16 protein-coding genes are annotated in these 13,486 nt (G+C 39.9%); 11 read left to right on the top strand and 5 right to left on the bottom strand.

Translation table 11 applies throughout. From position 1 onward, the window contains the following. From QQS40_RS04135 to QQS40_RS04110, 6 genes are all read left to right on the top strand, one after another. On the top strand, positions 1 to 237 hold the full coding sequence (locus QQS40_RS04135; protein ID WP_329506334.1) for a hypothetical protein: 237 nt from the start codon (positions 1 to 3) through the stop codon (positions 235 to 237). After that, positions 237 to 818: a thymidine kinase gene (locus tag QQS40_RS04130; RefSeq protein WP_329506331.1), complete on the top strand. Its 582-nt coding sequence runs from the start codon at positions 237 to 239 to the stop codon at positions 816 to 818. Before QQS40_RS04135 ends, QQS40_RS04130 begins: the two co-directional genes overlap by 1 nt. 36 nt (positions 819 to 854) lie before the next feature. Beyond that, the gene (locus QQS40_RS04125) at positions 855 to 2,075 is read left to right on the top strand and encodes an aromatic amino acid transporter (RefSeq protein WP_329506329.1); all 1,221 of its coding nucleotides are present in this window, start codon (positions 855 to 857) and stop codon (positions 2,073 to 2,075) included. 222 nt (positions 2,076 to 2,297) lie between these two features. Next, complete coding sequence (locus tag QQS40_RS04120) at positions 2,298 to 2,684, top strand: YgiW/YdeI family stress tolerance OB fold protein (protein WP_197560909.1); 387 nt, start codon at positions 2,298 to 2,300, stop codon at positions 2,682 to 2,684. Between the two features lie 58 nt (positions 2,685 to 2,742). Further along, positions 2,743 to 3,048, top strand: coding sequence for a hypothetical protein (locus QQS40_RS04115; RefSeq protein ID WP_329506322.1), 306 nt, complete (start codon positions 2,743 to 2,745; stop codon positions 3,046 to 3,048). A 3-nt stretch (positions 3,049 to 3,051) separates the two neighbouring features. Then, positions 3,052 to 3,306 (top strand): hypothetical protein, encoded by a 255-nt coding sequence (locus QQS40_RS04110; protein WP_329506320.1) that lies wholly within the window; start codon positions 3,052 to 3,054, stop codon positions 3,304 to 3,306. Positions 3,307 to 3,451: 145 nt separating this feature from the next. Here QQS40_RS04110 and ligA read toward each other — a convergent pair whose 3' ends face one another. After that, positions 3,452 to 5,461, bottom strand: a complete 2,010-nt coding sequence (ligA, locus tag QQS40_RS04105; protein WP_329506726.1) for an NAD-dependent DNA ligase LigA — start codon at positions 5,459 to 5,461, stop codon at positions 3,452 to 3,454. An 84-nt stretch (positions 5,462 to 5,545) separates the two neighbouring features. Continuing rightward, a complete protein-coding gene (gene zipA / locus QQS40_RS04100) occupies positions 5,546 to 6,568 on the bottom strand; it encodes a cell division protein ZipA (protein WP_329506318.1) in 1,023 nt (340 codons plus the stop codon). Between the two features lie 170 nt (positions 6,569 to 6,738). On the opposite strand from zipA, the gene cysZ reads away from it, so the two are divergent. The 5 genes from cysZ (at position 6,739) to QQS40_RS04075 (ending at position 11,069) form a co-directional block, all read left to right on the top strand. Then, positions 6,739 to 7,584, top strand: a complete 846-nt coding sequence (gene cysZ / locus QQS40_RS04095) for a sulfate transporter CysZ (protein WP_329506724.1) — start codon at positions 6,739 to 6,741, stop codon at positions 7,582 to 7,584. A gap of 100 nt (positions 7,585 to 7,684) precedes the next feature. After that, positions 7,685 to 8,635, top strand: coding sequence for a cysteine synthase A (gene cysK, locus QQS40_RS04090; RefSeq protein WP_329506316.1), 951 nt, complete (start codon positions 7,685 to 7,687; stop codon positions 8,633 to 8,635). Positions 8,636 to 8,816: 181 nt separating this feature from the next. Beyond that, positions 8,817 to 9,590, top strand: coding sequence for an amino acid ABC transporter substrate-binding protein (locus QQS40_RS04085; protein WP_049362446.1), 774 nt, complete (start codon positions 8,817 to 8,819; stop codon positions 9,588 to 9,590). Then, positions 9,574 to 10,290 (top strand): amino acid ABC transporter permease, encoded by a 717-nt coding sequence (locus QQS40_RS04080; protein ID WP_329506313.1) that lies wholly within the window; start codon positions 9,574 to 9,576, stop codon positions 10,288 to 10,290. Before QQS40_RS04085 ends, QQS40_RS04080 begins: the two co-directional genes overlap by 17 nt. 8 nt (positions 10,291 to 10,298) lie before the next feature. Further along, positions 10,299 to 11,069 carry an amino acid ABC transporter ATP-binding protein gene (locus tag QQS40_RS04075; protein ID WP_329506311.1) on the top strand — a complete coding sequence of 257 codons (771 nt, stop codon included), beginning with the start codon at positions 10,299 to 10,301 and terminating at the stop codon, positions 11,067 to 11,069. 110 nt (positions 11,070 to 11,179) lie between these two features. Here the strand turns inward: QQS40_RS04075 and QQS40_RS04070 are convergent, their stop codons facing one another. The 3 genes from QQS40_RS04070 to QQS40_RS04060 form a co-directional block, all read right to left on the bottom strand. Continuing rightward, entirely contained in the window at positions 11,180 to 11,944 is a 765-nt protein-coding gene (locus QQS40_RS04070; RefSeq protein ID WP_329506722.1) for an IS3 family transposase, read from the bottom strand. Further along, positions 11,932 to 12,285, bottom strand: a complete 354-nt coding sequence (locus tag QQS40_RS04065; protein ID WP_329506309.1) for a helix-turn-helix domain-containing protein — start codon at positions 12,283 to 12,285, stop codon at positions 11,932 to 11,934. The genes QQS40_RS04070 and QQS40_RS04065 overlap by 13 nt, the downstream gene beginning before the upstream one ends. 100 nt (positions 12,286 to 12,385) lie before the next feature. After that, positions 12,386 to 13,129 carry an MIP/aquaporin family protein gene (locus tag QQS40_RS04060; RefSeq protein WP_065286246.1) on the bottom strand — a complete coding sequence of 248 codons (744 nt, stop codon included), beginning with the start codon at positions 13,127 to 13,129 and terminating at the stop codon, positions 12,386 to 12,388. Between the last annotated feature and the right edge of the window lie 357 nt (positions 13,130 to 13,486).

Below are 13,486 nucleotides of genomic sequence, written 5' to 3'. Positions count from 1 at the left end.
ATGGAAAATATGATTAAAGTGAGAGCTATGCGTGCAGCCGGTATCGCTTGTTTTTTAGTGCTCGCGATTATTGGCGCATGGATTTTTACCACACCAAGTGCTGATATCGTTAGCGCGCTTTCAGCTGCTGGAAAAATGGTTGGAGGTGGCGCCACTTACGGGACCTTTATGCTCGCAGCCTGTCCACCTGTTGCAGGATTTATTGCCTATTATTTCTGGAAATGGGTGATTAAATAATGGCAAAACTCTATTTTTACTACTCTACGATGAATGCGGGCAAATCAACCACGTTGCTGCAGTCTTCCTATAACTATCGTGAACGCAATATGAACACCATGGTTTATACGGCAGCCATTGATGACCGCTTTGGATTAGGCAAAGTCACATCGCGTATTGGTATTCATGAAGATGCTAATCTATTTACATCAACGAGTGACCTTTTTGCCGAAGTGAGCCAACGTTTACAAGAAGAAAAAATTCATTGTGTTTTGGTTGACGAAGCCCAGTTTTTAACGAAACAACAAGTGTATCAATTAAGCGATGTCGTGGATAAACTGAAGATTCCTGTCCTTTGTTATGGCTTACGTACCGACTTCCAAGCAGAGCTTTTTGAAGGCAGTAAGTATTTACTTGCTTGGGCAGATCAACTAGAAGAATTAAAAACTATCTGTTATTGTGGACGTAAAGCCAATTTCGTTTTACGTTTAAATAAACAAGGTGAAGTCATTAAGGAAGGGGAACAAATCCAAATTGGTGGAAACGACTCCTATCTTTCGGTTTGCCGCTATCATTACAAAGAAAAGTGCGGTCAGCTTTAACCTCGTTTTTCAATTTTATACTCGGAGAACAATTTTATGCTAAAAAACAAAACATTCGGCAGTGCCTTAATCATTGCCGGCACGACCATCGGGGCGGGAATGCTCGCGATGCCATTAACCTCTGCAGGTATTGGTTTTGGTTACACCGTTTTCTTATTAGTCGGCTTATGGGCACTTTTGGTTTACAGCGGTTTACTTTTTGTTGAAGTCTACCAAACAGCCGATCGATTAAATGATGGCGTGGCGACTCTCGCGGAGAAATACTTCGGTATCACAGGGCGTGTCTTAGCAACTTTTAGCTTACTCATTTTACTTTATGCCCTTTCTGCGGCTTACATCACCGGGGGCGGTTCATTATTATCGGGTTTACCAACCGCTTTTGGCTTTGAAAGTCTTTCCTCCGAACTTTCAATCATTTTATTTACCGTCGTACTCGGTGCCTTTGTGGTTGTAGGTACAAGAGGCGTTGATGGTGCCACCCGCATTCTGTTCATCGGTAAATTAATTGCCTTTGCTTTCGTGTTATTCATGATGTTACCAAAAGTGTCTGTCGATAACCTGATGGCATTGCCTTTAGATTATGCTTTCGTAATCTCTGCAGCGCCAATCTTCTTTACCTCTTTTGGCTTCCACATCATCATGGGTAGCGTAAATAGCTATTTAGATGGTAGTGTCACTCAATTCCGTAAAGCGATTTTAATTGGGACAGCTATTCCGCTAGTAGCTTATTTAGTGTGGCAATTAGCGACTCACGGCGTATTAAGTCAAAATGAATTCGTGCAAGTACTCCAAGCGGATCCAACCCTTAACGGCTTGGTCAATGCAACACGTCAAATCACAAACTCCCACATCATGGGCGAAATCGTACGTGTGTTCTCTGCACTTGCATTAATCACTTCTTTCCTAGGTGTGATGCTAGGGGTATTTGAAGGTTTAGGCGATTTATTTAAACGTTATAAATTGCCACACAACCGTTTGACACTGACGGTTGCAGCCTTCACACCACCACTTGCGTTTGCCTTGTATTATCCTGAAGGTTTTATTGCGGCATTAAGCTATGCGGGTTTACTCTGTGCATTCTATTGCTTAATTTTACCTATTGGACTAGCATGGAAAACACGTCAAGCAAATCCAAATCTGCCTTATCGTGTAATCGGTGGTAATGTGACTTTAGTGATTGCGTTAATCATTGGTGTAACAATTATGATCGTGCCATTCTTAATTCAAGCGGGTTACCTACCAGCTGTGGCAGGCTAAAGTGCGGTAGATTTTCAAGGCATTTTTCTTATAAAAAGTAGGGCTTAAACGCCCTATTTTTTTATTTTCAAAAAGTTTTCATTTTTTTTACCTCTCTTAATCTTTCCTTAAGATTCTCTTGTTTAAATACACTCATCGAAGGCAAACAACCCAATCGATAAATAAATTTGAAAGCAAAACTTTCAACTTACTTTATGATTATCTTATTTAGGAGAACAAACTATGAAAAAATTACTTACTGTTGCAGCTATCGCATTATCTTCTGTTGCCGTATATAACACCGCAATGGCGCAAGGATTTAATGATGGCAAGAATCAAGTCACTCAACAAGGTTTTGTAGATGAAAGCGTCATTGTGAAAACCGTCGCTGATGCATTAAATGCCAATGATAACACTCCAGTTCGTTTAGACGGACAAATTGTAAAACAAATTGGTAAAAAGGATTTCTTATTTAAAGATGCAAGTGGAAAAGAAATCCAAATCGAAGTCAGCAAAAAAGCATGGAATGGTCAAACGATAGCACCTCAAGATAACATTCAAATTATCGGTAAAGTCGATAAAGAATGGAATAAAACAGATATTGATGTGAAACAAATCATCAAAAAATAAGTAACAAAATGACTGCACTTTTCTTAAGTGCGGTTAAAAATCTCCAAAGGAGAAGAAAATGGAAAACGTACAAACAATGTCAGATCCTATGCAGCAAATTCAACAACGAATTGATTCACTAAAAGCCTCTGCTATGCAACAACAAACAGAAATGAAACAGTCATTAAATGAATGTATTGAGCAAAGTGAAGCCATTCAAAATCAATTAGTTCAAAGCCAACAGCAATTAACGTCACAATTGGAATACGGCACGGCAGTATTAATTGAACTGGAACAAGGGTTACCGCTAGATTTCAGTACAGAAATCGCCGAATTTGAACAGTTGTGTCAAAATGAAACCGCCGATACGACAGAATTAATGTAACGATTGGAACAGAATGTACAAGAAAAAATCACGTTCCAATTAAACGAATTAAAAGCCAAAACAGGTATAGCCTTACAAGAGATTGGCCAGGTGACACTCCATATTAAGCAACTATTTGGGGCAGAAAAAAGTGCTAAAGTGAAAGGATTGGCAAAATTAAAACAACGTTTATATAAACGTTTTGGTAAACAAATTATTGCCTCCAAAGAATATTTGGCGACACAACTGGAACGCGGAGCCAGTAAATTAAGAGCTTAAAATGTCCGCTATTGTTTATTAAGAAGAAAAGTTAAACCGCACTTAATCTTGAGATGAGATGAAGTGCGGTCAATTTTGAGCGTATTTTTGAGATAAAAAATGGGGCGTATTCATCTACGCCCCATTTTGTTTTCTAACCGTTTAATTATGACTGAATTTCTGCAAGGAACTCTTCTTCCGTTAGCACAGTAACACCTAATTCCTGTGCTTTTGTGAGCTTAGAACCCGCCGCATCACCAGCAATCACAAAATCTGTTTTTGCTGAAACCGAGCCGCTCACTTTCGCGCCCATGTCTTGTAATAACGCTTTCGCTTCATTACGGCCCATTTGGGTTAAGGTTCCGGTTAACACAACCGTTTTGCCTTTAAAGCGGTTTTCTGTGACCTCTTTGGTTTCCACGGTTTCCCAATGTACGCCTTGAGCAATCAAATCATTCACTACTGCCACATTATGTGGTTCATGCCAAAACGCCAAAATACGATTTGCCACCACTTCGCCCACATCAGGCACTTGCTGTAAAGCCTCTAAATCTGCATTTTGCAATGCTTCTAGGGTTTTGAAATGATTCGCTAAATTCAATGCCGTAGCTTCACCCACTTCACGAATTCCCAACGCAAAAATAAAACGTGGCAAAGTCGTATTTTTTGCTTTTTCAAGGCTGGCTAAGGCATTTTCAGCAGATTTTGTGCCCATTCTTTCCAAACGAGTCAGTGTGGTTAAATCTAACTTGAATAAATCGGCTGGCGTATGAATTAATTCACGATCCACCAACTGCTCAATTAATTTACACCCTACGCCATCAATATCCATGGCCTTACGAGAAACGAAATGTTTAAGCGCTTCTTTACGCTGTGCTGCACAGAATAAGCCTCCAGTACAACGTGCAACGGCTTCGCCTTCAATACGAACAATGGCCGAATCACACACAGGACAAGTTTTAGGGAAAATGATCGGTCTCGCATCTGCTGGGCGACGGTCGTGCAATACGCCGATAATTTGTGGGATCACATCCCCCGCACGACGAATCACTACCGTATCACCAATAGCAATATCCAAGCGTTCAATTTCATCACCATTATGCAATGTGGCATTACTTACCGTTACCCCTGCCACAAATACCGGCTCTAATTTTGCTACTGGGGTAATTGCACCCGTTCTGCCTACTTGGAATTCCACGTCATTTAAGCGAGTTAATTCTTCTTGCGCAGGGAATTTATAAGCAATCGCCCAACGTGGCGCCTTGGAGATAAAACCTAATTTCTCTTGTAACGCAATATCATTAATTTTCAGCACGGTACCATCAATATCATAGCCAAGGGAACTGCGTTTATTTTGAATATCACGATAAAAATCCAACACTTCATCTGTGCCGTTACATAAACGGATTTCTGGGTTTACAGGAATCCCAATAGACTTCAACCATTGCAAACGATCATAATGCGTATTTGGTAAATCCACCCCTTCTGCAATACCAATACCATAAGCATTCAATACCAATGGGCGCTTACTCGTAATTTTTGGATCAAGCTGTCGCAACGAACCTGCTGCTGCATTACGTGGATTAGCAAAGGTTTTCTCGCCTTTCTCTAAAGCCTGTTGATTTAAATGCTCAAAGCCTTCATGTGGCATAAACACTTCACCACGCACTTCTAAACGTGCAGGTGGATTGTCCATTAAAAGTTGCAAGGGAATATTTCGAATTGTACGGATATTCGCGGTAATATCCTCCCCTGTTGTCCCATCACCACGGGTTGCAGCTTGAGTCAGTACGCCATTCACATACAAAATACTCACCGCTAAACCATCTAATTTCGGCTCACAGCAGAAAGTAAGAGGTTCAGACAAACGAATAAGACGATCTTCAATACGTTTTACGAATGCATAGAATTCCTCGTCTGAAAAGGCATTATCCAAAGAAAGCATTGGAATTTCATGACGAATTTGAGCAAAACCAGAAAGCGGTTTGGCGCCTACACGTTGAGTAGGTGAATCTGCCGTAATGCGTTCCGGATGGGCGGCTTCTAAGGCTTTAAGTTGATGAAATAAACGGTCATATTCTGCATCAGGAATCGTTGGGTTATCCAATACATGATATTCATATTCATAACGACGAAGATCCTGACGTAATTTATCAATTTGTTGCTGAAGGCTCATAATGTTCTCTAACAGTTTGTTCATTGAATTAAAATGGGCGAACCATCGCGGCTCGCCCAAAGTGCGGTTATTTTTCGTGCGTTTTTATGCGATACGAGATAAATAATCCTGCTCTGCTACATCATCAAAAATTTCTTGTTGTTCAGTCAGCACTACACCATCTAAATCTTCTGCAATAGTTTTCGCTGCGCGAATCATGGTACGTAAGTTGGCCAAATTATTACCTGGCGATGGCAATTGCATAAAGAACACAATCCCAATGGTTGAAAACTCAGCCATATTGTAATAATCAAACGTACCTGGCTGTTCAATATTCGCTACGCTAAATAATACAGGACTCGCTACACTCAAATCTAAATGGCGATGATACATTTGATGTTCACCAAAAATAAAACCAAGATTTTCCAAAGATTGTGATAATTGCGGTCCATAAAAGTCACGATTTTGATTCGAAATCACATAAAGTTGAACAAAACCAGAGGTTTGTTTTGGTTTCTCTACTTCGACAGGTTCGTGATAATTAAAATGCACATTGTCATGTGTAGCATTCTGTGAACTTAATGACATTTCCGCTAACTGCTCACGCAATTCAGGCGAAGAAGAATTCACACCGTCAAAATCATTGCTTTGCGCTTCTAATTCTTCGATTGTCATTTCTACTACACGACGCTTCGACTGCTCATTAGCGTCAAGAGAAGCTGCAGACTCGGATTGCGATGCTGAAGGTGATTGAACAGACTCGATTTCATAAACAGACTGATTTGGTAAGGAGATTTTTATATCATCGACACTTTTTTCTGTTTGACGAGCATCCTCTTGGGTTCGTTGCTCTTCAACCTGGCTCACCACCTGTGGCATAACATTGAATCGATCGGTAGTTTGCTGTACTGTTTGTACGCTCTCTGCACTATGCGTTAAAGAGATATCCGCATTGACATCGGCCGCTTGCGAAAAAGGATTGACCTCCTCACTTTTAAAAGTGCGATTAAATGCATTCGCATTTTTAAAATACTTTGATTTCTCTCGACGATTTGACCATAATCCGTGTACCACTAGGGCAATTAAAGCGATCACTCCTAAAATGATCAAAATGGTATTCAAATCCATTCTTGTTGCTCCTTGACGCAATAATTTTTGCTAATCCTATCACATTTCACCAAGTGAAAAAATAGGGATACAAACAAGATATTAAAAGGAACAAAATGGAATTTTTCTCAAAAAACATTGTCTTTCTGTGAGATTTTGTGCTTTTTACTTTTCAATTCAAAGGAACAATGATGATCGATCAAAATGAAATAAAATCTGCTTTCAATCATTTCGTAATGGGTTGGCATTTTATTACGCAAAAAGGACTCCGCCGTTTTGTGATTATGCCAATTTTACTTAACGTCGTTCTACTTACAGGCTTATTTTGGCTATTCGTTTCACAAATCTCCACGATTATTGACTGGGTGATGAGCTTTATTCCAGATTGGCTAAGCTTTTTAAGCGTGATTTTGCTTGTGTTGTCTATTGGCTCAATTCTCTTATTTTTCTATTTTGCCTTTACAACGCTTTCAGGCTTTATTGCCGCGCCGTTTAATGGATTATTAGCAGAAAAAGTCGAAAAAATGCTAACTGGTGAAGCGGTTAATGATGATGGTTTTGCCGAAATTATGAAAGATGTGCCACGTATGCTAAATCGTGAATGGCAAAAACTGTGGTACAGCTTACCGAAATTCGTAGGCTTATTCCTATTGAGTTTTATCCCTGTTATCGGACAAACCATTATTCCGGTACTGACCTTCTTATTTACTTTCTGGATGATGGCAATTCAATATTGTGATTACCCATTTGATAATCATAAAATTTCTTTTGGCATTATGAAAAACGCATTAGGTGAAAGACGCATACAAAGCCTGACATTCGGAGCATTAATCACCCTTTGTACCGCATTACCGATTGTGAATTTAGTCGTTATTCCCGTTGCAGTCTGTGGTGCGACCATAATGTGGGTCGAAAATTATCGCTCACAATTAAAATTTGATATGAATTTTGACCGCACTTCAAGTTCAACACAAATTGTGACACGTTCTACAAGTACGGAAATTAAGCCTTCGGGAAACAGCATCGTGAATAAATAGCATTTAGTTATAAAATATAGCGATTAACTATTTTTTGAATTTAAAAGCTGGTGTTATAACTATTGCATCAAATTATTCCAAAATATAAAAGGACAGTAAGATGACAATTTATGCAGATAACTCATACTCAATCGGTAATACGCCATTAGTTCGTTTAAAACATTTCGGACACAATGGTAACGTTGTTGTAAAAATTGAAGGTCGTAACCCAAGCTTTAGCGTGAAATGCCGTATTGGTGCCAATATGATTTGGCAAGCGGAAAAAGATGGCATTTTAACGGCTGGTAAAGAAATAGTAGATGCGACCAGTGGTAACACCGGTATCGCTTTAGCCTATGTAGCAGCCGCACGTGGTTATAAAATCACCTTAACCATGCCTGAAACCATGAGCCTTGAACGTAAACGTTTATTACGTGGTTTAGGGGTAAATCTCGTGCTCACTGAAGGCTCAAAAGGGATGAAAGGTGCGATCGCTAAAGCAGAAGAAATTGTGGCGTCTAATCCAAATCATTATGTGATGCTAAAACAATTTGAAAACCCGGCTAACCCTGACATTCACCGTCAAACTACCGGTGAAGAAATCTGGAAAGGCACTGACGGTAAAGTTGATGTGGTGGTTGCTGGTGTGGGTACCGGTGGTACAATTACCGGTATTTCTCGCTCAATCAAATTGGATCATGGTAAAAAAATTACCTCTGTAGCGGTTGAACCAACTGAATCACCTGTTATTAGCCAAACCCTTGCAGGGCAAGAAGTAAAACCGGGCCCACACAAAATTCAAGGTATCGGTGCAGGCTTCATTCCGAAAAACTTAGATTTATCACTCATTGATCGTGTGGAAACTGTAGATAGCGATACTGCGATTGCTACCGCTCGCCGTTTAATGGCTGAAGAAGGGATTCTTGCGGGTATTTCCTCTGGAGCCGCTGTGGCAGTAGCTGACCGCTTAGCAAAACTACCAGAATTCCAAGATAAATTAATTGTTGCAATCTTACCTTCTGCATCAGAACGTTATTTAAGTACGGCGTTATTTGAAGGTATTGAAGCTTAACCTATTGATTGAATTCATTTAATCTAAGGTCTGTTTTTACAGACCTTTTTGTTTATTAATTAAACAATTTCTATTTAATATAACTAAAGGAAATAATTCATAAATAAATAATACTTTTCTTTTCTTTTTCGCTTCTTATAATTCATTTCACTTTTGATATTTATCTAAAAAAGGAATACTTATGAAAAAATCATTTTTTAGCACCGCACTTTTAGCGGCAGGATTAGCCCTTTCTACTTTTGCCAACGCAGGTGAAATTGCGGATCGCGTTGAACAAACTAAAACCTTATTAGTCGGTACTGAGGGGACTTACGCACCATTTACTTTCCACGACAAAGATGGCAAGTTAACCGGTTTTGATGTGGAAATTATCGAAAAAGTTGCGCAAAAATTAGGTTGGAAAGTCGAATTTAAAGAAACTGCTTGGGATGGCATGTATGCAGGTTTAAACGCAAAACGTTTTGATGTTATTGCGAACCAAACCAATCCAAGCCCAGAACGTTTAAAAAAATATGATTACAGTGCACCTTATAACTACTCAGCTGGCGTAATTGTGACGAAAGCTGATAACGATAGCATTAAATCATTCCCTGATTTAAAAGGTAAAAAATCTGCACAATCTGCAACCAGTAACTGGAGCAAAGACGCACGTGATAATGGTGCAATTATCGTGACTGTTGATAGCTTGGCACAAAACCTTGAGGCGGTAAAACAAGGCCGTGTTGATGCAACAGTAAACGATAAATTAGCCGTATTAGATTACTTCAAAAAACAACCTAACTCAGGCTTAAAAATTGCTGTAGAAAGTGATAAAAAAATCCCGACCGGTTTTGCTTTCTTGAAAGGTGAAGAACCGCTTATTGCAAAAGTGAACCAAGCACTTGAAGAACTACGCAAAGACGGAACGTTAAAACAAATTTCAATCAAATGGTTTGGCGATGACATTACTCAATAATTGGTTAGCCAGCCTTCCATTTATGACCACAGAACGAGCTGATTATGTCATCAGCTCGTTTTGGCCTATGATGGAAGGGGCAATTTTATATACGATCCCCCTTGCGGTCATTTCCTTCTTTTGCGGTTTATTCATTGCGGTTATCGTGGCTGTGATTTGCACATTGCCCCATCCCAATTTAATGACCAAAATACTGCAGGGCATTTGTCGCACTTATATTTCAATTATTCGTGGCACGCCAATGTTGGTGCAGATCTTCATTATTTTCTACGGCTTACCTGAAGTTGGTATCAAGCTAGAACCTTTTCCAACCGCAATTATTGCGTTCTCCATTAACATTGGTGCTTATGCGGCAGAAACGGTGAGAGCCTCCATTCTTGCGATTCCTAAAGGTCAATGGGAAGCCTCTTATGCGATAGGCATGAATTACACACAAGCTTTCGTGCGTACCATTATGCCGCAAGCTTTACGTATTTCCGTCCCTTCGCTATCAAACACTTTCATTAGCACGGTGAAAGATACTTCTCTTGCTTCACTCGTTTGGATTGCAGAATTATTCCGTGTGGCACAAAACATCACAGCCGAAAACTACGAATTTATTTTAATTTATAGTGAAGCGGCTCTCATTTATTGGGTATTCTGTTTTGTGCTGTCGATAGGGCAAACCCACTTAGAAAAACGCCTTTCTCGCCATTTATAAGGACTGTTATGTTAAAAGTCACGAATATTCAGAAAAGTTTTAATGGCCACCATGTATTAAAAGGCATTGATTTTGAAATTAATAAAGGTGAAGTGGTTGCCATTCTGGGTCCCTCAGGTTCAGGCAAAACGACCTTTTTACGCTGTTTAAATTTGCTCGAACACCCAGAAAAAGGGGTATTAGCATTTACCGATGGAAGCTTAACCATTGATTTCAGTAAGAAGATCAGCAAATCCGATGAACTAAAATTGCGTCGTCGTTCCTCAATGGTATTCCAACAATATAACCTATTTCCTCACCGCACGGCACTTGAAAATGTGATGGAAGGGATGGTGGTTGTGCAAAAACAACCGAAAGAGATTGCACGTGAAAAAGCCTTGGCATTATTGGAAAAAGTCGGTTTAAAAGCAAAAGCGGATTTATATCCCTCTCAACTTTCTGGTGGTCAACAGCAACGTGTCGGGATCGCCCGAGCTTTAGCGGTTAAACCCGATATTATCTTGTTAGATGAGCCCACTTCCGCTCTTGACCCGGAACTCGTTGGTGAAGTGTTACAGGCACTCAAAATGCTCGCACAAGAAGGCTGGACAATGATTATCGTCACCCATGAGTTGAATTTTGCCAAAGATGTGGCAGATCGTGTGATTCTTATGGAAAATGGTCATATTGTTGAACAAAATACCGCAGCTGAATTCTTCAGTCATCCACAGCAAGAGCGCACCAAACAATTCTTATTGCAAGCTAAAATGCCAATGGAATTCGAAGATTATTGTATTTAATCCCCCTAAATACAAAAAGAGCGGTCAAAATGATCTGACCCCAAAAAGTTAGACTGTTATTTAAAGGATTGTTTTCGATATTGTATCGGACTCAGTCCTTTTAATTTTAGTTAAATCCGTCGATGATTATAGTAATCCAAATAATCTCTGACAGCATCAACTATCTCTTCTTTTGTTTTAAATTCCCGACCATAAAAACATTCCGTTTTTAATCGCCCAAAGAAACTTTCCATTGCGGCGTTATCTAAGCAATTCCCTTTTCTCGACATACTTTGAATGATGCCATGTTCAGCCAAGATTCGACGATAAGCTACCATTTGATATTGCCATCCCTGGTCTGAATGTAAAATGACACCACAAGCTTTATTTAATCCTTTGACGGCTTGCATTAACATGTCTTCTACTTGCGCCCAGTTTGGGGAATAGCTGAGGTTATAGGAGACTATCTCATTGTTAAATAAGTCTAAAATCGGGGATAAATAGACTTTACTCCCATCTTTTGCCTTAAACTCGGTGATATCGGTCACCCATTTTTGTTTCGGGGCTGTTGCGCTAAAATCGCGTTCAAGATGATTCGGTGCAATTACCCCTATCGTGCCTCGATAGGTGGTAAATTTCTTGCTTTTTCTTGACCGCACTTGAAGCCCAAGTGTCTGCATTAAACGTTGAACTTTTTTATGATTCACGCCTGGCAAGCTGGCATGAACACGTCGGTAGCCATAATCAGGATGATTGGCTTTGATGCGTTTAATGGCCTTTTTCAGCTCCTCATCCTTATCCGGTTTAATCTGAAGTTTCGCAAAAAACGTACTACGCGCTAACTGTGCAAAGCCTAAAAGCCATTTTAACGGATAGCGTGTTCTTAACCTTTGGATAATTTCCGTTGCTCGGCTTCGTCCTGAAGTCTGAGCTTTCTCAACTCCTTTAGGTAGGCTACCTCCGCTTCAAGCTGTAAAATTCTCAGGCGTAAACGGTCTTCTTCAGTTTTGGGTGGCGGTGGCATTCTGGCATATTTAGGTTTCATAGGCGGTCGTCCTGATGGTTTACGGGGAATAAGTCCCTTTATGCCACTTTTTTCAAACCGTTTCAACCATGTCCCGACTAAGGCGTTGGAAGGAATATTGTAAAAACGAGCCACTTCTCTGATACTCATTTTCCCATTCAAAATAGGTTGAAGAACCTGTAATTTAAATTCGATTGTGTAGTGTTTACCCATAAAAAAATCTGCACCTCAATTGTTGGTTTGTTGAGTCCAACTTTTGGGGTGCAGATCAAAAAACATCATGAACTTTGACCGCTCTTTCTATTTGAATAAATTACATAATGGCGTTATAGAATACCGCTGCTAAAGCCGCCCCGATAAATGGACCTACAACCGGAACCCAACTGTATCCCCAGTCAGCTTTAGTTTTTAATGTACCACCAAGTAAAAGACCTAAAGTTAAGCGCGGACCAAGATCTCGAGCTGGGTTGATCGCATAACCGGTTGTTCCACCTAAACTTAAACCAATTGCCCAAACTAAAATCGCGACTGGTAATGCCCCGATAGAACCTAAACCAATTGGCGTGCTTTCTGCTGTGCCAGGTAAAGTGATGTTTGCACCTGCAAGATAGAAAATCACGAAGACGAGTACGAAGGTACCAACGATTTCGTTCACTAAGTTGATTGGATAGTTACGAATTGCTGGTTCAGTACAGAAACAAGCGCGTTTTAAGCCCTCTTCTTCAGTCGCTGCAAAGTGATCTTTATACATAATGTAAACCAACAACGCACCAACCATGCCACCCACCACTTGTGCCGCGATGTAGCCCGGCACCAATTCCCAAGCAAATGCACCTTTCATTGCTACACCAAGTGTTACCGCAGGATTTAAGTGTGCCCCACTGTAAGGTCCCGTTACAACAACCGCCACATACACCGCAAATGCCCATGCGGTAGTGATCACAATCCAACCAGAACTTTGCCCTTTCGTTTTATTTAAGCATACGTTGGCCACTACACCGTTACCTAACAGGATGAGAAGTGCTGTGCCAAAAAATTCTGCAAAATAGGCATTCATAAGAAAATCTCCAAATAATGATTAACTTAATGATTTCATTAAAGAAATCTTGCTTTGCAATTCGTTTCGTTGTTTGATCAAATATTGAGATACTCAAAGTGAGTGGCTTCATTATCTAGTTTTAACCAATTAATTCAATAGATGAAACCGATCTATTTTCTAAAAATGAGAGAGCGATCACATTATTTTGTGCGTTAACGCAATCGTTTACATATTTTCAGGAAAAAATTTGTGATCACAGTCACAAAATCAAATATTGCTTATTCCAATTAAGTTCGAATTCAATTAAGTTAGGTTCGCAATTTGTTCGTTTAAGCTCAAAATTTCTTCATTCATTTAATGAGAGTGCCAAACACT

Origin of the sequence: Haemophilus parainfluenzae (assembly GCF_036288925.1) — a bacterium.
Lineage (GTDB): Bacteria > Pseudomonadota > Gammaproteobacteria > Enterobacterales > Pasteurellaceae > Haemophilus_D.
Note: the sequence above shows the minus strand (reverse complement) of the source record. Positions and strands in the feature narration are given on the sequence as shown.

What these genes read in the sequence shown, in the direction of transcription:
- QQS40_RS04135 (WP_329506334.1), top strand. Translation starts at nt 1, where the DNA reads ATGGAAAATATGATTAAAGTGAGAGCTATGCGTGCAGCCGGTATCGCT.
- QQS40_RS04130 (WP_329506331.1), top strand. Translation starts at nt 237, where the DNA reads ATGGCAAAACTCTATTTTTACTACTCTACGATGAATGCGGGCAAATCA.
- QQS40_RS04125 (WP_329506329.1), top strand. Translation starts at nt 855, where the DNA reads ATGCTAAAAAACAAAACATTCGGCAGTGCCTTAATCATTGCCGGCACG.
- QQS40_RS04120 (WP_197560909.1), top strand. Translation starts at nt 2,298, where the DNA reads ATGAAAAAATTACTTACTGTTGCAGCTATCGCATTATCTTCTGTTGCC.
- QQS40_RS04115 (WP_329506322.1), top strand. Translation starts at nt 2,743, where the DNA reads ATGGAAAACGTACAAACAATGTCAGATCCTATGCAGCAAATTCAACAA.
- ligA (WP_329506726.1), bottom strand. Translation starts at nt 5,461, where the DNA reads ATGAGCCTTCAGCAACAAATTGATAAATTACGTCAGGATCTTCGTCGT.
- zipA (WP_329506318.1), bottom strand. Translation starts at nt 6,568, where the DNA reads ATGGATTTGAATACCATTTTGATCATTTTAGGAGTGATCGCTTTAATT.
- cysZ (WP_329506724.1), top strand. Translation starts at nt 6,739, where the DNA reads ATGATCGATCAAAATGAAATAAAATCTGCTTTCAATCATTTCGTAATG.
- cysK (WP_329506316.1), top strand. Translation starts at nt 7,685, where the DNA reads ATGACAATTTATGCAGATAACTCATACTCAATCGGTAATACGCCATTA.
- QQS40_RS04085 (WP_049362446.1), top strand. Translation starts at nt 8,817, where the DNA reads ATGAAAAAATCATTTTTTAGCACCGCACTTTTAGCGGCAGGATTAGCC.
- QQS40_RS04080 (WP_329506313.1), top strand. Translation starts at nt 9,574, where the DNA reads ATGACATTACTCAATAATTGGTTAGCCAGCCTTCCATTTATGACCACA.
- QQS40_RS04075 (WP_329506311.1), top strand. Translation starts at nt 10,299, where the DNA reads ATGTTAAAAGTCACGAATATTCAGAAAAGTTTTAATGGCCACCATGTA.
- QQS40_RS04065 (WP_329506309.1), bottom strand. Translation starts at nt 12,285, where the DNA reads ATGGGTAAACACTACACAATCGAATTTAAATTACAGGTTCTTCAACCT.
- QQS40_RS04060 (WP_065286246.1), bottom strand. Translation starts at nt 13,129, where the DNA reads ATGAATGCCTATTTTGCAGAATTTTTTGGCACAGCACTTCTCATCCTG.